The following is an 18,099-nucleotide window of genomic DNA, read 5'->3' as shown; positions in this document are numbered from 1 at the left end:
CTTGGCAGCGGGGAGCCGCGCCGAATCCTACGAGGGCGCGCGGGGTCCGCGCGGGCCCGTGTCGATCAGCGCTACCCGTTCGCGTCATAGGGAAGACCACTGGATCGGTGCGGATCTGCACCCCTGTCGGAATCCTCACACCTTCGGGGGTGCGGGGTCGCCTGAACAGGCCAGTGGATCAGGAAACCCAGGAACCGGTGATCGCGTGCCACTCCCGGATCGCGGTCGACGCGAGCACCCCCTCCCGGAGGTACGGGTCGGCGTCGAGCAGGCGCTGCACCGCCGCCTCGTCCTCGGCCTCGTACACCAGCTGCGCTCCGGCGCCGTCCGCGTACGGGCCGCCCGCGAGCAGCACGCCCTGCTCGGCCAACGACTTCGCGTACACCCGGTGGTCCGGACGCACCGCGAGCCGCCGTTCCTCGTCATCGCCGTAGACCATTTCGACCACGAACTTCGCCATTTCGGACCTCCCTGATCACGAACCTCGGGCGGACGCTACCCGGCCGAGGGACAGCCGCCCGGTGAGCCGGTACTTTCAGATCATGTTCGGGGATTCCTCATCGGGGGTCGAGCGCAGCGTCGAGCAGACGCTGGGCCACCTCCGCGCCATCGACACCGCATCCACTCCCACCGACCAGCCGCTCACCCTCGAAGACCTCTACCGCCAGCAGCGGATGCGCATGGTCCGGCTGGCGATCCTGCTGGTCGACGAACCGGCGACCGCGGAGGACGTGGTGCAGGAGGCGTTCACCGGGCTCTACCGCAACTGGTCCGGGCTGCGGGACGCGAAGGCGGCGATCGGCTACCTGCGCACCGCGGTGGTCAACGGCAGCCGTTCGGTGCTGCGCCGCCGGAAGACGGCCCGCGAGTACCAGCCGCCGCACCAGGCCGACGCGCGCTCCGCGGAGTCGCTGGCGATGCTCACGGCCGAGCACCAGGCGGTGGTGGCCGCGCTGGGCGAGCTGCCGCCGCGGCAGCGCGAGGTGCTGGTGCTGCGCTACTACGGCAACCTCACCGAGGCGGAGATCTCGGAGGCGACCGGGGTGTCCAAGGGCACCGTGAAGTCCACCGCCAGCCGCGGCCTGGAAGCGCTGCAGAAGGTCATGCGCTCGCACTGACCGCCGTCCGCCCACGTCAGCGGTCGCCCGCCGTCGTGCGACCGCTGATCAGGTGAGCCGGGTGCGGAGCGCGAGCAGCGGACACCACCGCGCCGCGCTTCCCGCACCGCCACCGCGACCGGCGCGGAGCCCGCCTCCGGCTGATCGAGATCACCCGATCCACACCGGCCTTTCACCCGGACGCCGCCGCGACCGGGCGACCCCGCGCCGCTCCGGATGAAGACCACACCGGAATGGTGTAGACCACCGGAGTGCCGGTGCCGGAGGATGGACGCCGGACGTCGACCGCACACCCGAGCGCCGCCCGCCGCGCGGCGCCGCCCGCACCCGCGGATCGCGGGACGAGGGCCGAACGAAAGTGGGGACCCCCCGTGAGCAGCGCGCACGACACCGGCGCAGGCACCCTCACCGCGAGCCGCATCGTCACCCCGGAAGGCGTGCTGGAGGACGGCTGGATCCGCCTGTCCGGTGGCACCATCGCCGAACTCGGCACCGGCCCGGCCCCCGCGGGCGCCACGGACCTCGGCGACGGCTGGCTGGTGCCCGGCTTCGTCGACATCCACTGCCACGGCGGAGGCGGCGGCGCCTTCACCGGCCGCGACGCCGAGCAGGCGCGGGCAGCGCTCGCCGCGCACCGCTCGCACGGCACCACCACCATGCTCGCCAGCCTCGTCACCGCACCCGTCCCCGACCTGGCGGACCAGGTCAGCGCGCTGCACGACCTCGTCGTGGACGGCCTGGTCGACGGCATCCACCTCGAAGGCCCCTTCCTGTCCGAGGCGCGGTGCGGAGCCCACGACCCGGCGCTGCTGCGGGCGCCGGACCAGCGCTCCGTCCGGACGCTGCTCGACGCGGGGCGGGGCTCGATCCGGATGGTCACGCTCGCCCCCGAGCTCGACGGCGCGGTGGACGCGGTGCGCACCCTCGCCGAGCACGGCGTCATCGCCGCCGTCGGCCACACCGACGCCGTCCGCGAGCAGGTGCTGCCCGCCGTCGACGCGGGCGCCACCGTCGCCACCCACCTGTTCAACGGGATGCGCCCGCTGCACCACCGCGAACCCGGCCCGGTCGGCACCCTGCTCGACGACGAGCGCGTCACCGTCGAGCTCATCTGCGACCTCGTGCACCTGCACCCCGCCGTGGTGGCGTTCGCCGCGCGGCACGCCGGCACCGGGCGGACCGTGCTGATCACCGACGCGATCAGCGCCACCGGGGCCGGGGACGGCACCTACGAGCTGGGGAAGCTGCCGGTCACCGTGGTGGACGGGGAGCCGCGGCTCGCGGACGGATCGCTGGCGGGCAGCACGCTCACCATGGACGTCGCGTTCCGCAACCTCGTCGAGGGCGCCGGGCTGCCGGTGACCGACGCCGTGCACGCCGCGTCGACCCGGCCCGCCGAGCTGCTCGGCGCCGCCGACCGGGTCGGCTCGCTGCGCCCCGGCCTCGCCGCCGACCTGGTGCTGCTGGACGACGACCTCCGCCTCCGGCGCGTCATGAAGTCCGGGATCTGGCTGGACTGACCGCGCCAGCCGCGCCCGCCTCGCCACGCGTCCGCGATGTCCGGCCGCACCCCTCGCGGTGGTTAGGCTGACCGGTATGGATAGCTCGCGGGACACCCCGGAAAGCCTGTTGTCCGCGGCGCTGCGCGCGCAGGCGGTGGGCGGGCAGCCCGGGAACGCCGCCCCGACTCCGCCGCCGATGCCGATGGCGCCGCCGCCGGCCCCCGCGCGGCGCAGGCTGCCGGTGGGCCAGGTGCTGCTGTTCGCGATGCTGCTGGGCATCGTGGCCGGCGGCGTCGTCGGCGTGCTCACCCTCGGCTGAGCGGCCCGCGCCCGCGCCACCTGCGATACCGGACGAATGGGACGTTCGGCGCGGAGCACGCGGGGTCGGATCCGGCGGGCTCCCGGCGTGGCGGCTTGCGCCGAGCCCGGTGGCCGAGGTCGGGCTGGCCGTTCGCGCTCAGCGGGCACCGGTACCGTTGGCGAGCGTGACGACCGAACTCCCCGCGATGCTCAACGCCGCCGGAACGTCCACGCTCGCCCTGCTGCCCTCCTGGCTGGATCCGGAGACCATCGTCAGCTCGCTCGGCCCGTTCGCGCTGATCGGCGTCTGCCTGATCATCTTCGCGGAGTGCGGCCTGCTGATCGGGTTCTTCCTCCCCGGTGACTCGCTGCTGTTCGTGACCGGCCTGTTCGTGGCGACCGGGGCGATCTCCACGCCGCTCTGGCTGACCTGCCTGCTGCTGGCCGCGTGCGCGTTCATCGGCAACGTGACCGGGTACTGGATCGGCCGCAAGGTCGGGCCGACCCTGTTCAACAAGCCCGACTCCAAGCTGTTCAAGGCAGAGCACGTGGACAAGACCCACGAGTTCTTCGAGCGCTACGGTGCGCGGGCGATCATCCTGGCGCGCTTCGTGCCGATCGTGCGCACGTTCATCACCGCCGTCGCAGGCGTCGGGCAGATGGACCAGCGGAAGTTCTTCGCCTACTCGGCCGTGGGCGCGGTGCTGTGGGCCGCGGGCATGACCGTGCTCGGCTTCTTCCTCGGGAACATCCCGATCATCAAGGAGAACCTCGAGGCGATGGCGATCCTGATCGTCTTCATCTCGATCGTGCCGATCATCATCGAGTACGTGCGCGGCCGCCGGGCGAAGGCCAAGGACGCCGCCTGACCCACCGACCACCCGAAAGCCCGGCCGCCTCCCGGCCGGGCTTTTTCACGTCCTCACCAGGCGCGGGACGGGTCCGCGTGCTGCGCGATCCACGCGTGCATCGCGATCCCCGCGGCCACCCCGGCGTTGATGGACCGGGTGGAGCCGAATTGGGCGATGGACACCACCAGGTCCGCGGTGCCCCGCGAATCGGCGCCGAGACCGGGGCCTTCCTGGCCGAACAGCAGCACGCAGCGCTCCGGCAGCGCGGTCCGCTCGATGGGCGTCGCGCCGGGGATGTTGTCCACCGCGACGATCGCGAGCCCCTGCTCGGCGGCGAACTCGCGCAGCGACACCAGGTCCGGGTGGTGGTGCACGTGCTGGTACCGGTCGGTGACCATGGCGCCGCGCCGGTTCCAGCGGCGGCGGCCCACGATGTGCACGGCCCGGGCGGCGAACGCGTTCGCGGTGCGCACCACGGTGCCGATGTTGTGGTCGTGCTGGAAGTTCTCGATGGCGATGTGGAAGTCGTGCCGCCGGGTGTCGAGGTCCGCGACGACGGCGTCGCGGCGCCAGTAGCGGTAGTGGTCGACGACGTTGCGGCGGTCGCCGTTCGCGAGCAGCTCCGGGTCGTAGCGGTCGTCGTCCGGCCAGGGGCCGGGCCAGGGGCCGACGCCGACCTCGGGGCCCCACTCGGTCGGGCCCGGTTCTGCGGCGGTCGGCTCTGCGGCGACCGGCTCTGCGGCCACCGGCTTCCCCGCCACCGGCTCCCCGATCACCGGATCTCCGCTCGACCGCTCCCCGGCCACCGGTTCCCCGGTGCGGCCGGGCGCGTCCACGTCCTGGTTCATCGCCCGGACAACTCCTCCCACGGCACGGCGCCGTGCAGGTCGACCAGCAGGTCCAGCATCGGCAGCACCGACTCCGGCGTCGCCGCCCCGGGCCGGAACGCCACCAGGTGCTCCGGCCCGAACTCCAGCACCACGCCCGCGGTGCGCTCGTCACCGAGCAGCGAGCGGGCCGCGGCCGCGGGCAGCGCGCGCCGGGCGAAGTCGGCGTCCGTCGAGGTCAGCAGGTAGGCGCGGTCGAACTCCGCGTCGCCCAGCTCGACCCGCAGGTCCTGGCCGAGCGCGCCGAACACGCCGGACCGGGCCAGCCGCAGTTCCGGACCGGGCACCGGCCGGGGCAGCGCCACCGCCACCCCGAAGGTGAACACCCGCTGCCCGACGCCCGGCGGCCGCCGCAGCTGCACGGCCTCGAAGGGGAGGCCGCGGTGCTGCCCGGCCAGGTGGAAGTGGTCCTGCAGGCCGCGGGAGCTCGCGAACTCGCGCAGCGCCCGCACCCGCTGCCACAGGTCGTCCGCGGGCACCTGCCGCCAGCCCGCACCGGACCGCAGCAGCCGCTGGTAGTTCCGGACGGAGCGCTTGCGGCCGAGCACGGCCACCGCGACACCGCCCGCCAGGATCAGGACGATCAGCAGGAACGCGAGCGGGACGACGGCACCCACGGGATCAGCTCAACCCGAGGTCGGAGAGGTCCAGCAGCGAGCGGTAGGTCAGCCCGGCGGCCTCGATGGCCTCCTGGGCGCCGGTGCCGCGGTCCACCACGGTCACCACGCCGACGATGTCGGCGTTCTCCTCGCGCAGCGCTTCCACGGCGGTGAGCACGCTGCCGCCGGTGGTGGACGTGTCCTCGACGGCGAGGACCTTGCGGCCCGCCACGTCGGGGCCTTCGATGCGGCGCTGCATCCCGTGCGCCTTGGCGTTCTTGCGCACCACGAACGAGTCGAGCGGGCGGCCGGACGCGTGCATCATGGCGGTCGCGACCGGGTCGGCGCCCAGGGTCAGCCCGCCGACGGCGGTGTGCTCCCAGTCCGCGGTGAGCTGCCGCAGCAGGGTGCCGATGAGGGGGGCGGCGGCGTGGTGCAACGTCGCCCGGCGCAGGTCGACGTAGTAGTCGGCCTCCTTGCCGGAGGACAGCGTCACCTTGCCGTGCACGACGGCGATCTCGGTGACGAGTCGGGCGAGTTCGGCGCGTTGTTGCTGGTCGACCTGAGTCACGAGCCCCGATCCTACTGGCGCCGCGCCGCGCCGGATCAGGTGCGGCCGGGAACGGTGCGGCGGACCACGGCGCGCTGCACCCGGTGCGGGATGAGCCGGCCGACGGTGACCAGCGCCTTGTACTGCGGGCCGGGGATGGACACCGACCGGCCGCGGCGCAGGTCGGCGAGCCCTTCGTGCACCACGTCGTCGGCGCGCAGCCAGAACGCCTTCGGCAGCCGGTCCATGCTCAGCCCGGCGCGCTGGTGGAACTCGGTGCGGGTGAACCCGGGGCACAGCGCCATGACCCGCACCCCGCTACCGGTCAGCGCGGAGGCGAGGCCTTCGGAGAACGTCGTCACCCACGACTTGGTGGCCGCGTAGGTCGAGCCCGCCACCGAGAAGAACCCGGCCACGCTGGACAGGTTGATCACGTCGCCGCCACCGCGGGCGCGCATCCCGGGCACGGCCGCGTGGGTCAGCCGCAGCACCGCGGCCACGTTGAGGTCCAGCTGCTTGCGCAGCGTCGCGGGCTCGGTGTCCCAGAAGGCGCCGCCGGTGCCGAAACCGGCGTTGTTGACCAGCAGGTCCACCGGTCGCCGCTCGTCCGCGACGCGCCGCTCCACCTGGGCGAGCTGCGCGTCGTCGGCGAGGTCGGCGACGAGCACTTCGACGGTCACCCCGTGCCGGTCGCGCAGCGCCGCGGCGAGCTCTTCGAGCCGCGCGCCGTCGCGGGCGACGAGCACCAGGTCGTGCCCCTCGGCGGCCAGCCTGCGGGCGAAGGCGTTGCCGATTCCGGAGGTGGGGCCGGTGACGAGTGCGGTAGGCATGCTGCGCACCGTATCGCCTCGCCGGCCCGCACCGGTCAGGACTGGTTCTCGGAGTGCTCGGCCCGGTCCACCCGGACCGTGGCGTTGGTGTCCGCCGGGGAGCTCGCCCCGGTGGCGCCCTTGAGCTGCCGCGTCGTTTCCTCGGCGGCGGGTTCGGGCTCGTTCGGGTCGGTCTCGAACGGGTCGATGATGTCGGCGAGTTCGCCGAGGGCGCGCAGCAGGCGTTCGAGGCGGGCCGGGTCGGCGCTGTCGGGTTCGATCGCGGCGAGCACCCAGTCCTGCTCGAGCCACACGACGGTGACGTCGGCGCCGACCTCTTCGGCCGCTTCGACGAGCGACGGGGTGACGAGCGGGCGGGCCGCGGCGACCTCGGTGACGAAGGCGTAGCGGGACCCGACGGGGCCGAGCAGGTCGAGCCCGGAGTCCTGCGGCACCGGCACGTCCGGCTGCCACAGCTCCAGGGTGGTGCCGATGCTGCGGCGGCAGCGGACCCCGGCGAGCACGGTGGCGACCTTGCCGTTGGTGGTGAGGTCGAGGACGTAGACCTGGCGTCGCCCGTCGGCGGTGAACGTGGAGCCCGCGACGACGTCGGTGGCGGTGCCACCGGCGTGCTGCGCGAGGGCGCCGCGCTCCCAGCGCGTTGGCAGCACCTGGTCGACTTCGGCGAACTGCCAGCCGCGCAGCGCCGCCCAGCGACGTCGCTCCCGGTTGTTCGGGGCGCGTCGTGCGCGGTCGGCGATCAGCAGCGCGATGCCCGCGGCGATCGCGAGGACGGCGACGAGGAACCAGACCCAGGCAGGGATACCCACACCGCGCAGGGTAGTCCCGTCCGCATCGTCCGCGAAGATCGCCGGGGTCCCGGCCCCGGAATTGCGCCATCCGTGCGAGCTGCGCTGCACGGATGGTCCGCGGCGGTGCGCGCTCCGGAGGCGGCCGGCTCCGGCGTCGTCCGTTTCGCCCGGCCCGGTCGGCGATGGGGTGATCACCCGGTCGTCCGGGGGTGGACATGAAGAAGGACGGGTGCGATGTCCGCATCCCGTCCTCGTCTACTTCATGCATCGGCTCACGTGATCGGCTTCTGGAGCGGCCGATCGGGTGAACGCCGAATCAGGTCTCGCCGCGGCGCATCGCGTGCACCTCGGACCAGTCGGGTGCCGCGCCCGGCAGCGGGGTCCGGTCTCCGGCGTCCCGATCTCCTATTCCCCGGCCTTCGGCGCCCCGGCCTTCGGCACGGAGCCCTTCGACGACGGCGGCCAGGTAGCGGGCCCGCAGCTCGGCGCGACGCGGTTCGGCGACGGGCAGCGCCGGGTTGAGGTGCTTGAACAGCAGCACCACGTCGGCGGCGGTGAAGTCGGGGCGCAGTTCGCCCGCCTCGTGCGCGGCCCGCACCACCTCGTCCACGGAGGCGGCCATGTCGCGGCGCGCGGCGAGGTAGTCGGCGGTGTGCTCGACGCCGGGTTCGTCCGGTGGCAGCACGGTGCCGACGCCGCTGCCTTCGGCGAGGCAGCGGCGCAGGAAAGCGGTGAACGCCCGCCACGGGTCGGGTTCCTCCGCACGGGCCGCGGCGGCTTCGTCGACGATCCGGCGCAGGCAGCTGATCCGCACCTGTTCGGCGAGGTCGGTCTTGCTGGGCCAGCGGCGGTAGATGCTGGCGACGCCGACTCCGGCCCGGTGCGCGACCTCCGCGATGGGGGCGTCGAAGCCCTGCTCGGCGAACACGTCCCGCGCTGCGGCGATGACGCGCTCGGCGTAGCCGGCGGAGCGCTGCGCTGTGGTCATGACCACAGGCTACGCGGGAGCGGAATGTTCCGGTCCGGTCCCGGGTTGCTGCGGAGCGGAATCATCCGTTCCGCACGAGGAGAGCCATGACCACCCCGGAGCTCGCACTCGACCGCCCGCTGCGCGCCGGTCTCGCCCGGCCGGTGCTGACCCGGCGCGGCGCCTTCTGGTTCGCCGGCGCGCTGCTGGCCCTGTTCCTGATGGCCTCGACCGCGCCGTCCCCGATGTACGCGATCTACCAGCAGCGCTGGGGGTTCTCCGCGACGGTGCTGACCGAGGTGTTCAGCGCCTACATGGTCGGCATCCTCGCCGCGCTGCTGCTGGTGGGAGCGCTGTCCGACCGGGTGGGGCGGCGGCCGGTGCTGCTGGCCGCGCTCGGCCTGGAGATCGTCGCGGTGCTGGTGCTGGCGTTCGCACCGGACGTGGGCTGGTTGTTCGCCGGGCGCGCGCTGCAGGGCATCGCGACGGGGGCGGCGACGGGGGCGATCAGCGGTTCGCTGCTGGACTTCCAGCCGCCCGGCACCAGCCGCGGCGCCACGGTGAACGGGGTCTCCGCCGGGGCCGGGATGGCGCTGGGGTCGGGCCTGTCCGGGGCGCTGGTGCAGTTCGCGCCCGCGCCGACGGTGCTCGCCTACCTGCTGCTGGTGGGCGGGTTCGCAGTGGCGGTGCCGCTGGTGTGGCTGATGCCGGAGCCGGTGCGCGGCAGGCGGCTCGCGCTGCGCGTGGCGCTGCGACCGCAGCGGCCCGGGGTGCCCGCGGGGCGCGGGCGGGCGTTCGCGCTGCTGGCGACGACGATGCTCGCGGCGTGGACGGTCGGCGGCATGTTCATGTCGCTGGGGCCGTCGGTGGCGAAGAGCCTGGTGAGCGGTTCGCCGTACCTGGTGGGCGGGCTATCGGTGGTCGCGGTGGCCGGGGTCGGCGCGGTGTCCCAGCTGCTGCTGTCCGGATGGCTGGGCCAGCGGGCGGTCCGGGTCGCGGCGCCGGTGCTGATCGTCGGGCTGGCCGTGGTGGCCGGGTCGGTGCCCGCGGGCAGCGCCGTCGGGTTCTTCGCCGGGTCGGCGGTGGTCGGCGCCGGCTGGGGGATGATGTTCATGGGCGGGTTCCGGCTGCTCACCGGGCTGGCCGATCCGGAGAACCGGGCGGCGACCTCGTCGATGATCTACATCGTGGCGTACCTGTCGGCGACGGTGCCGAGCATGCTGCTGGGCATCCTCACCACTTATGCGGGCCTGGCCACGACGACCGTGGTCTTCGCCGCCGTGGCCGCCCTCTTCGCCGCCCTGGCCTGGCTCAGCACCTACGCCCGCCACTGACCGGCGAACTCTTGACGGAGTCTTTCCACTCGGGTGGCGGAGTGCTCGGATGGCGGAACCCCAGCGGTTCCCCCGCTGCGGGATCGTTCTCACCGGTGGCTCGGCCACAGGCGACAACGCCGTCCTCGCGGGGGAACCGCTGAGAACCTGCGAGTGGTCGGGCCGCGCAGGTGGTCGGCGGTTCAGCGGCGTCGCCGCTGACCGGAAACCGACAAGACCCGCAGCACCGGATCAGAGGCAGGCAGTGCGGTTCCGCCGAGCACCCCCGGGCCGAGCCGAGCAGGCGATCACTCGACCCGGACCGTGAGGGCCGAGTTGTCGTCGGCCACGTCCACGCGGACCTTGTCCCCGTCCCGCACCTCGCCCGCCAGCAGCTGCTTCGCGAGCTGGTCGCCGATCGCGGACTGCACGAGCCGTCGCAGCGGCCGCGCCCCGAAGATCGGGTCGAACCCGTTGAGCGCCAGCCAGTCCCGCGCGGCGGGCAGCACGTCCAGGGTCAGCCGCCGCTGGGAGAGCCGCTCCGCGAGCCGCTGGACCTGGATGTCCACGATGGACGTCAGCTCCTCGGTGGACAGCGAGTGGAACACCACCATGTCGTCGAGCCGGTTGAGGAATTCCGGCTTGAACTGCTGGCGCACCACGGCGAGCACCGCTTCGTCGCGCTGCTGCTCGGTGAGGTTCGGATCGGCGATGGCCTGCGAACCGAGGTTCGAGGTGAGCACCAGGATGGTGTTCCGGAAGTCCACCGTGCGCCCTTGGCCGTCGGTGAGCCGACCGTCGTCGAGCGCCTGCAGCAGCACGTCGAACACGTCCGGGTGCGCCTTCTCGACCTCGTCGAGCAGCACCACCGAGTACGGCCTGCGCCGCACCGATTCGGTGAGCTGGCCGCCCTGGTCGTAGCCGACGTAGCCGGGTGGTGCGCCGACGAGGCGGGCCACCGAGTGCTTCTCGGAGTACTCGCTCATGTCGATGCGGATCATCGCCCGCTCGTCGTCGAACAGGAACCCGGCGAGCGCCTTCGCCAGTTCGGTCTTGCCGACGCCGGTGGGCCCGAGGAACAGGAACGAGCCGGTGGGCCGGTCGGGGTCGGCGACGCCGGCGCGGGCGCGGCGCACCGCGTCGGACACGGCGCGCACGGCTTCGCTCTGGCCGACCACGCGGGTCTCCAGCTCGTCCTCCATGCGCAGCAGCTTCGCGGTCTCGCCTTCGAGCAGCCGCCCGGCCGGGATGCCGGTCCAGGAGCTGACCACGTCGGCGACGTCGTCGGGCGTGACCTCCTCCTGCAGCATGGCCTTGCGCTCGCTCTGCGCTTCGGTGGCGGTGCCGAGCTCCTTCTCCAGGGCGGGGATGCGGCCGTAGCGCAGTTCGGCGGCCTTGCCGAGGTCGCCGTCGCGTTCGGCGCGGTCGGATTCGCCGCGGAGCTGCTCGAGCTGCGTCTTGAGGTCGCGGACCTTGTCGATGGACTCCTTCTCGCCCTGCCAGCGCGCGGTGAGCTCGGAGAGCCGTTCGCGCCGGTCGGCGAGCTCGCCGCGCAGGGTGGCGAGCCGGTCGACGGAGGCGGCGTCGGATTCCTTGGCGAGCGCCATCTCCTCGATCTCCAGGCGGCGCACGGCGCGTTCCACCTCGTCGATCTCCACCGGCCGCGAGTCGATCTCCATGCGGAGCCGGGACGCGGCCTCGTCGACGAGGTCGATGGCCTTGTCCGGCAGGAACCGCGCGGTGATGTAGCGGTCGGAGAGCGTGGCGGCGGCGACGAGCGCGCCGTCGGTGATCCGCACGCCGTGGTGCACCTCGTAGCGCTCCTTGAGGCCGCGCAGGATCGCGACGGCGTCCTGCGGGCTCGGTTCGCCGACCATGACCTGCTGGAAGCGGCGTTCCAGCGCGGCGTCGGTCTCGATGTGCTCGCGGTACTCGTCGAGAGTGGTGGCGCCGACCATGCGGAGTTCGCCGCGGGCCAGCATCGGCTTGATCATGTTGCCGGCGTCCATCGCGCCTTCGCCGGTGGCACCGGCGCCGACGATGGTGTGCAGCTCGTCGATGAACGTGACGACTTCGCCCGCCGAGTCGGTGATCTCCTTGAGCACGGCCTTGAGCCGCTCCTCGAACTCGCCGCGGTACTTGGCCCCGGCGATCATGGAGCCGAGGTCGAGGGCGACGACGCGCTTGCCGCGCAGCGATTCGGGCACGTCACCGGCGACGATGCGCTGGGCGAGGCCTTCGACGATGGCGGTCTTGCCGACGCCGGGTTCGCCGATGAGCACGGGGTTGTTCTTGGTGCGCCGGGACAGCACCTGCACGACGCGCCGGATCTCCGAGTCGCGGCCGATGACCGGGTCGAGCTCGCCGTTCCGGGCGCGCGTGGTGAGGTCCTGGCCGTACTTCTCCAGGGCCTGGAAGGTGCTCTCCGGGTCGGGGCTGGAGACGCGCGCCGAGCCGCGGACCTTCGCGAAGGCGTCGCGCAGCGCCTCGGGGGTGGCGCCGTGCCTGCGGAGCAGGTCGGCGACCTGGCCGCCTTCGGCCGCGAGACCGACCAGCAGGTGCTCGGTGGAGACGTAGTCGTCGCCCATCTCGGTCGCCAGGTGCTGGGCGTGGGTGACGGCCTTGAGCGCGTCGCGGGACAGCTGCGGCGCGGACACGGTCGAGCCGGAGGCCGCGGGCAGCGCGTTGAGCAGCGCTTCGACGTCACGGCGCACGTCCGCCACGTCGGCGTCGACCGCGGTCAGCAGCGGCGCCGCGATGCCGTCCCCCTGCGCGAGCAGCGCGCCGAGCAGCCGGGCGGGGCCGACGTCGGGGTTGCCCGCCACCGTGGCGGCCTGGGCCGCCGAGGAGATCGCCTGTTGGGTTTTGGTCGTCGGGTTGAAAGCGTCCATTCCTCCACCTCGCCGGGGCGTCGCGCACGAGCTCCCATGCTCGCGCCGGACGCCCGCCGTGCAACACCGGCGGAGGTCCGGAACGGCAGCAACGGCACCTCCGCATGAAAGTTGAGTCCGTTGCGCTCAAGCCTACACCCGCTGCGGCTCGCGGGGCACCTCTACGGCTGTACGCGCAATTTCACTCACCCATTTGACGGGTTTCCGGTCACAACGAGTCACAAAACGGGTGCGATTTTACGGACTGATCACCCAAAAGTATTGAGTCACCAATGTCGCCTTGGTCCACTTCCCGCCATGCCCGACACATCCGGCCCGCTCCCGGCGAGCCCACCCCCGCACATCGAGGTGCTCGCCGCCGGAGACGGCGCGCTCTCCGATGTCGAGAACACCATCAACACCGTCTTCGAACCGATCTCCACCGGGTTCTCGAACCTCGTGTTCGGCGAACTCACGCTGTTCGGCGTCACGTTCCCCTGGATCGTGGCCTGGCTGGTCATCGCCGCCGCCGTGTTCACCGCCGCGTTCGGCTTCATCCAGTTCCGCTCGCTCGGCCTGTCGCTGGCCCTGGTCCGCGGGAAGTACTCCCGCCCGGACGACCCCGGCGAGATCACCCACTTCCAAGCGCTGTCCTCCGCGGTCTCCGCGACGGTCGGGCTCGGCAACATCGCCGGGGTCGGGGTCGCCGTCACCGTCGGCGGCCCCGGCGCGACCTTCTGGATGATCGTGTGCGGTCTGCTGGGCATGTGCACCAAGTTCGTCGAATGCACCCTCGGCGTGAAGTACCGCGACATCCACGAGGACGGCACCGTCTCCGGCGGCCCCATGCAGTACCTGCGCAAGGGCATCGCCGAACGGTTCCCCGGCGGCTTCGGCGTCCGGCTCGGCAAGGTGCTGGCCGTACTCGCCGCGATCATGATCCTGTTCTTCGGCATCGCCGGGGGCAACATGTTCCAGGCGAACCAGACCTTCGCCCAGCTGCGCAACGTCACCGGCGGCGAGCAGGGCTGGCTGGGCGGGGACGGCGCCGCGCTCGTCTTCGGGCTGGTGCTGGCCGGGCTGGTCGGCGCCGTCATCATCGGCGGCATCAAGTCCATCGGTGCCGTCACCAGCAAGCTGGTGCCGACGATGGCGATCATCTACGTGGTGGCCTGCCTGATCGTGATCGGCGTGAACATCACCGCGGTGCCCGCCGCCGTCGGCGAGATCGTGCGCGGCGCGTTCACCCCGGCCGCCGGGTTCGGCGGGGCGATCGGCGTGCTGATCATCGGATTCCAGCGGGCCGCGTTCTCCAACGAGGCAGGCCTCGGCTCGGCGCCGATCGCGCACTCCGCGGTCAAGACCCGGCACCCGGTCACCGAGGGCTTCGTCGCGCTGCTCGAACCCTTCGTGGACACCGTGATCATCTGCACCATGACGGCGCTGACCATCGTCATCGCCCGCACCGAGTTCTGGCTCGACGCGCAGCAGCAGGTGCTCGGCGGCGGGGAGACCCCGGACGGGGTCACCGTCACCTCCGAGGCGTTCGCGACCGTGCTGCCGTGGTTCCCCTACGTGCTGACGCTCGCGGTGGCCCTGTTCGCCATCTCCACGATCATCACCTGGGGCTACTACGGGCAGCGGGCGTGGCTGTTCCTGTTCGGCAAGTCCAAGGCGAAGGAGACGGCCTACAACGTGCTGTTCTGCGCGTGCACCGTGATCGGATCGGTGCTGACGCTGACCAGCGTGCTCGACTTCGCGGACGCGGTGCTGTTCGCGCTCGCCCTGTTCAACATCATCGGGCTGTACCTGCTGCTGCCGGTGGTCAAGCGCGAGCTCCGGAGCTTCCGCGAGAAGCTGCGCACCGGGGAGGTGGCTCCGGTCGAGCCGCCGGAGAAGGTGGGCTGACCGCCCCCGGACGTGCGAGAGGGGCGCTCGCCCCCGGCGAACGCCCCTGCTCACGTGTTCCACCCGCCCCCGTGCGGGCGGAACCTCTCCGCGCGGCCGCTCCGGCCCGGCCCCGTCCGGGACCCGGAGCGCCGCGAGGTCTCCGGCTCAGTCCTGCCGCACCGCCTGCACGTCGATGTCCACCCGCAGGGTGGTGCCGATCGCGGCGATGCCGGTGCGCAGCGCCTGGTTGAAGGTGATCGCGAAGTCCTCGCGCCGCAGCTCCGCGGTGGCCGACGCGGACGCCCGCGAGCCGCCCCACGGGTCCGGCCCGACGCCCGCGTAGTGCGTGTCCAGCACGACCGGCCGCGTGACGCCGCACAGCGTCAGCTCCCCGGCGAGCTCCCAGCGCTCGCCGCCCGCGGGCCGCAGGCCGGTGGCGGTGAACGTGATCTCCGGGTGCTGCTCGACGTCGAGGAAGTCCGCGGTGCGCAGGTGCGCGTCCCGCTGCTCGTTCGCCGTGTCCACGCTGGCCGCGACGATCCGCACCGAGACCCCGGTGGCCTCGATCGGGTCGCCGACCCGCACCTCACCGCTGAACTCGGTGAAGCGCCCGTGGATGCTCGTGATGCCGAGGTGGCGGGCGCTGACCCGGATCGAGGAGTGCGCCGGGTCGATCGCCCAGGTCCCCGGCGCGGGCAGCTCGTTGCCGCCCGCCCGGCTCAGCTCCAGCACGCCCAGCGCCGCCTCCTGCCCGGACCGGACCAGCGTGGTCCGGGCCAGCGGCTCGTAGCCGAGGTTGGTGACGATCGCCGTGTACGTGCCGGGCGCGAGCCCGTCGGCGACGGCACCGCCGTCCTCCGCGGTCTGCACCCGCGCGGCCTGCGCGCCCGCCCCGTCGATGAGGGTCAGCGCCGCCCCCGGCACCGGCCACCCGTCTCCGGTGCGCACCTGCGCCGTCACCGTTCCGGCTCCGCTCACCTGCGCACCGCTCCTTCCGCTCTGCACCGCGGTCATGCTCAGTGCCCCAATTCGACGTCGTGCGTGGTGCGGGCCCCGGCGAGCCGCAGCGGGGCCGCGACCGGCGGGTAGCCGGTGGCGATGACCGTGTAGTCCCCGTCCGGCAGGTCGGTGAACGCGTAGCCGCCCTCGGCGTCGGTGGTGACGGCGCTGACGACCTCACCGGCGGCGTCGAGCAGGGTCACCCGGGCGTCCGGGACCGGCAGGCCCAGGTTCGCCGAGCGCACCACACCGGTCAGCGCGGCCCCCGCTTCGAGCTCCACGTCCAGCGCGACCCGTTCGCCGTCCGCGACGGCCACCGGGGTGGCGACCGGGCGGAAGCCCTCGGCGGTGGCGGTCAGCGCGTAGGAGCCGCCGACGAGGTCGGTGAACGCGTAGCTCCCGTCCGGGCCGCTGGCGCTGGACCCGACGACCTCGCCGCGCAGGTCGGTCAGCACCACGGTCGCCCCGGAGATCTCGCGGTCGCCGCAGTGCACGACGCCGCCGACCCGGCCGGACCCGAACATCCGCACGTCGTGGCGGACCGGCTTGTCGCTGACCACGACCATCGAGGCGGTCGGCTGGTAGGTCCCGGCCGCCGCGATCAGCACGTAGGTGCCGCCGCGGGGGACGTCGAGCCGGTAGCCGCCGTCGGCGTCGGTGCGGGCCCGCTCCACCTGCCTGCCGAGCGAGTCGGTGAGGGTCAGCACCACCCCGGCGACCGGGTTGCCGGTGGAGTCCTGCGCGGCCCCCTGCACGTACAGCCCGCCGCCGCTCGTCCCGGCACCGGCGAGATCGCCGGCCAGGTGCCGCCCGCCGCCGTTCCCGTTCACCCCGGCTTGCGTCGTTGACCAGGCACGGGAGTGGTTGCCCACAGAGTTGTCCACAGGCTCGCCGAAGTGCGGTGCCGCGGCGTGCGACCCCCCTGCAAGCTGCGCGGAACCACTCTGGCGGGTGACCGGCGTCGTCTCCGCGCCGATCGAGTTGTCCACAGGAAGCGGTTGGTTGTCCACAGTTTCCGCCCGAACTTCGTCTTGGGATTCGATGGTCCGCCGCAGCGGGACCTCCTTGATGAACACCACCGCCAGCAGCGTGATCACCGAGATGCAGGCGGAGACCAGGAAGATGTCCCCGATCGCGTCGCCGTAGGCGGAGCGCACGACCTCCTGCAGCGGGCCGGGCAGCGCGCCGATGTTCAGCGAACCGCCGCCGCCCGCGCCGGTCGGAATGCCCCTCGCGGCCAGGCCGTCGTTGACGTAGTCGGTGACCCGCGCGGCCAGCACCGCGCCCAGCACCGACACCCCGGCGGAGCCGCCGAGCGTCCGGAAGAACGTGACGACCGAGGTCACCGAACCGACGTTCTTGCCGGTGGTGACGTTCTGCACGGTCAGCACCAGGTTCTGCATCAGCGAGCCGACGCCGATGCCCATCAGCGCCAGGTAGAACCCGACCAGCACGAGGTTCGTGGTGTGGTCCATCGTCGACAGCAGGCCCATGCCCACCACGAGCACGATCGAACCGAAGATCAGGAACGGCTTCACCTTGCCGCTGCCCCGCGAGATGATCTGCCCGGAGATGGTGGAGGACAGGAACAGCCCGAGCACCATCGGCAGCGTCATCAGCCCGGCGTGCGTGGGGCTGAAGCTGCGGGCGATCTGGAAGTACTGCCCGAGGAACACCGAGCCGCCGAACATCGCGGTGCCGACCGCGACGGTGCCGATGGTGGCCAGCGTGACCGTGGGGTTGCGGAACATGCTCAGCGGCACGATCGGTTCCGGGAACCGCGATTCGATGATCACCGCGATGATCAGCGAGAGCACCCCGCCACCGACGTACAGGGCGGTCTCCGTCGAGGCCCAGTCGAACTGCTTGCCCGCCATCGAGACCCACACCAGCAGCAGGCTCACGCCGCCGACGAGGAACAGCGCGCCGAACCAGTCGATGCGCACCGGCCGCTTGATCACCGGCAGCTTCAGCGTGCGGCCGAGGACGATGAACGCGATCACCGCGATCGGCACGGTCACCCAGAAGCACCAGCGCCAGCCGAGCCACGAGGTGTCCACGATGAGCCCGCCGACCAGCGGCCCGCTGACCGTGGCGACCGCGAAGGTGGCGCCGATGTAGCCGCTGTAGCGGCCGCGCTCCCGCGGCGACACCATCGCGGCGATCACGACCTGGATCAGGGCCTGCAACCCGCCCATGCCGATGCCCTGCACGGCGCGGAACGCGATGAGCTGCGGCATCGTCTGGGCGAAGCCGCCGAGCACCGAGCCGAGGGTGAACACGGTGATCGCGATCTGGTACAGCAGCTTCTTGCTGAACAGGTCGGAGAGCTTGCCCCAGATCGGGGTGGAGGCGGTGGAGGTCAGCAGCATCGCCGTGACCACCCAGGTGTACTGGCTCTGGCTGCCGCCGAGGTCGGACAGGATGCGCGGCAGGGCGTTGGACACGATCGTCGAGCTGAGGATCGCGACCAGCAGCGCCAGCATCAGCCCGGACATCGCCTCCAGGATCTGGCGGTGCGTCATGGACGAGCCGGTGGTGACCTGGTGGCGGCCTCCGTCCCGGTGCGCGGCGGACCCGTCGTCGGCGGGCCTGCCGGTCGGCGGCGAGCTCGTCGACGTGGCTTCGCCGA

16 protein-coding genes are annotated in these 18,099 nt (G+C 72.6%); 6 read left to right on the top strand and 10 right to left on the bottom strand.

Features of this window, described 5'->3' with window-relative positions; genetic code table 11:
* Positions 1 to 178: 178 nt before the first annotated feature.
* A complete protein-coding gene (locus ABZ805_RS10745) occupies positions 179 to 460 on the bottom strand; it encodes a YciI family protein (RefSeq protein WP_358437477.1) in 282 nt (93 codons plus the stop codon).
* Positions 461 to 542: 82 nt separating this feature from the next.
* Between ABZ805_RS10745 and ABZ805_RS10740 the strand changes: the two genes are divergently transcribed.
* From ABZ805_RS10740 to ABZ805_RS10725, 4 genes are all read left to right on the top strand, one after another.
* Positions 543 to 1,118 (top strand): SigE family RNA polymerase sigma factor, encoded by a 576-nt coding sequence (locus tag ABZ805_RS10740; protein WP_358437543.1) that lies wholly within the window; start codon positions 543 to 545, stop codon positions 1,116 to 1,118.
* Between the two features lie 371 nt (positions 1,119 to 1,489).
* A complete protein-coding gene (nagA, locus tag ABZ805_RS10735; protein ID WP_358437474.1) occupies positions 1,490 to 2,638 on the top strand; it encodes an N-acetylglucosamine-6-phosphate deacetylase in 1,149 nt (382 codons plus the stop codon).
* Positions 2,639 to 2,714: 76 nt separating this feature from the next.
* Entirely contained in the window at positions 2,715 to 2,939 is a 225-nt protein-coding gene (locus ABZ805_RS10730) for a hypothetical protein (protein WP_358437473.1), read from the top strand.
* A gap of 187 nt (positions 2,940 to 3,126) precedes the next feature.
* Entirely contained in the window at positions 3,127 to 3,789 is a 663-nt protein-coding gene (locus ABZ805_RS10725; protein WP_358437540.1) for a VTT domain-containing protein, read from the top strand.
* A 53-nt stretch (positions 3,790 to 3,842) separates the two neighbouring features.
* On the opposite strand, the gene ABZ805_RS10720 is transcribed toward ABZ805_RS10725, so the two are convergent.
* The 6 genes from ABZ805_RS10720 to ABZ805_RS10695 form a co-directional block, all read right to left on the bottom strand.
* Positions 3,843 to 4,619 (bottom strand): TrmH family RNA methyltransferase, encoded by a 777-nt coding sequence (locus tag ABZ805_RS10720; RefSeq protein WP_358437470.1) that lies wholly within the window; start codon positions 4,617 to 4,619, stop codon positions 3,843 to 3,845.
* Positions 4,616 to 5,275, bottom strand: coding sequence for a hypothetical protein (locus ABZ805_RS10715; protein WP_358437468.1), 660 nt, complete (start codon positions 5,273 to 5,275; stop codon positions 4,616 to 4,618). Before ABZ805_RS10715 ends, ABZ805_RS10720 begins: the two co-directional genes overlap by 4 nt.
* Positions 5,276 to 5,279: 4 nt before the next feature.
* Complete coding sequence (pyrE, locus tag ABZ805_RS10710) at positions 5,280 to 5,828, bottom strand: orotate phosphoribosyltransferase (protein WP_358437465.1); 549 nt, start codon at positions 5,826 to 5,828, stop codon at positions 5,280 to 5,282.
* Positions 5,829 to 5,863: 35 nt separating this feature from the next.
* A complete protein-coding gene (locus ABZ805_RS10705; RefSeq protein ID WP_358437463.1) occupies positions 5,864 to 6,637 on the bottom strand; it encodes an SDR family oxidoreductase in 774 nt (257 codons plus the stop codon).
* A gap of 35 nt (positions 6,638 to 6,672) precedes the next feature.
* Positions 6,673 to 7,446: a hypothetical protein gene (locus ABZ805_RS10700; RefSeq protein WP_358437460.1), complete on the bottom strand. Its 774-nt coding sequence runs from the start codon at positions 7,444 to 7,446 to the stop codon at positions 6,673 to 6,675.
* Positions 7,447 to 7,744: 298 nt separating this feature from the next.
* Positions 7,745 to 8,416 (bottom strand): helix-turn-helix domain-containing protein, encoded by a 672-nt coding sequence (locus ABZ805_RS10695; protein WP_358437457.1) that lies wholly within the window; start codon positions 8,414 to 8,416, stop codon positions 7,745 to 7,747.
* A gap of 86 nt (positions 8,417 to 8,502) precedes the next feature.
* On the opposite strand from ABZ805_RS10695, the gene ABZ805_RS10690 reads away from it, so the two are divergent.
* A complete protein-coding gene (locus tag ABZ805_RS10690) occupies positions 8,503 to 9,729 on the top strand; it encodes an MFS transporter (protein WP_358437454.1) in 1,227 nt (408 codons plus the stop codon).
* Between the two features lie 287 nt (positions 9,730 to 10,016).
* Here the strand turns inward: ABZ805_RS10690 and clpB are convergent, their stop codons facing one another.
* Positions 10,017 to 12,599, bottom strand: coding sequence for an ATP-dependent chaperone ClpB (clpB, locus tag ABZ805_RS10685; protein ID WP_358437451.1), 2,583 nt, complete (start codon positions 12,597 to 12,599; stop codon positions 10,017 to 10,019).
* A gap of 297 nt (positions 12,600 to 12,896) precedes the next feature.
* Between clpB and ABZ805_RS10680 the strand changes: the two genes are divergently transcribed.
* Positions 12,897 to 14,486: an alanine/glycine:cation symporter family protein gene (locus tag ABZ805_RS10680; protein WP_358437448.1), complete on the top strand. Its 1,590-nt coding sequence runs from the start codon at positions 12,897 to 12,899 to the stop codon at positions 14,484 to 14,486.
* A gap of 147 nt (positions 14,487 to 14,633) precedes the next feature.
* On the opposite strand, the gene ABZ805_RS10675 is transcribed toward ABZ805_RS10680, so the two are convergent.
* Both ABZ805_RS10675 and ABZ805_RS10670 read right to left on the bottom strand, forming a co-directional pair.
* A complete protein-coding gene (locus tag ABZ805_RS10675; RefSeq protein WP_358437445.1) occupies positions 14,634 to 15,446 on the bottom strand; it encodes a YceI family protein in 813 nt (270 codons plus the stop codon).
* Positions 15,447 to 15,484: 38 nt separating this feature from the next.
* Positions 15,485 to 17,992, bottom strand: coding sequence for an MFS transporter (locus ABZ805_RS10670; RefSeq protein WP_358437538.1), 2,508 nt, complete (start codon positions 17,990 to 17,992; stop codon positions 15,485 to 15,487).
* Positions 17,993 to 18,099: the final 107 nt, after the last annotated feature.

The organism is Saccharopolyspora sp. NPDC047091 (assembly GCF_040643635.1).
Lineage (GTDB): Bacteria > Actinomycetota > Actinomycetes > Mycobacteriales > Pseudonocardiaceae > Saccharopolyspora_C.
This window is presented reverse-complemented; position numbering and strand designations above follow the sequence as displayed.

Bases quoted from the DNA above. Each gene is read 5' to 3' on its own strand.
- ABZ805_RS10725 (WP_358437540.1), top strand. From the start codon at position 3,127: ATGCTCAACGCCGCCGGAACGTCCACGCTCGCCCTGCTGCCCTCCTGG.
- clpB (WP_358437451.1), bottom strand. From the start codon at position 12,599: ATGGACGCTTTCAACCCGACGACCAAAACCCAACAGGCGATCTCCTCG.
- ABZ805_RS10740 (WP_358437543.1), top strand. From the start codon at position 543: ATGTTCGGGGATTCCTCATCGGGGGTCGAGCGCAGCGTCGAGCAGACG.
- ABZ805_RS10695 (WP_358437457.1), bottom strand. From the start codon at position 8,416: ATGACCACAGCGCAGCGCTCCGCCGGCTACGCCGAGCGCGTCATCGCC.
- ABZ805_RS10690 (WP_358437454.1), top strand. From the start codon at position 8,503: ATGACCACCCCGGAGCTCGCACTCGACCGCCCGCTGCGCGCCGGTCTC.
- ABZ805_RS10745 (WP_358437477.1), bottom strand. From the start codon at position 460: ATGGCGAAGTTCGTGGTCGAAATGGTCTACGGCGATGACGAGGAACGG.
- ABZ805_RS10720 (WP_358437470.1), bottom strand. From the start codon at position 4,619: ATGAACCAGGACGTGGACGCGCCCGGCCGCACCGGGGAACCGGTGGCC.
- ABZ805_RS10730 (WP_358437473.1), top strand. From the start codon at position 2,715: ATGGATAGCTCGCGGGACACCCCGGAAAGCCTGTTGTCCGCGGCGCTG.
- ABZ805_RS10670 (WP_358437538.1), bottom strand. From the start codon at position 17,992: ATGACGCACCGCCAGATCCTGGAGGCGATGTCCGGGCTGATGCTGGCG.
- ABZ805_RS10705 (WP_358437463.1), bottom strand. From the start codon at position 6,637: ATGCCTACCGCACTCGTCACCGGCCCCACCTCCGGAATCGGCAACGCC.
- ABZ805_RS10680 (WP_358437448.1), top strand. From the start codon at position 12,897: ATGCCCGACACATCCGGCCCGCTCCCGGCGAGCCCACCCCCGCACATC.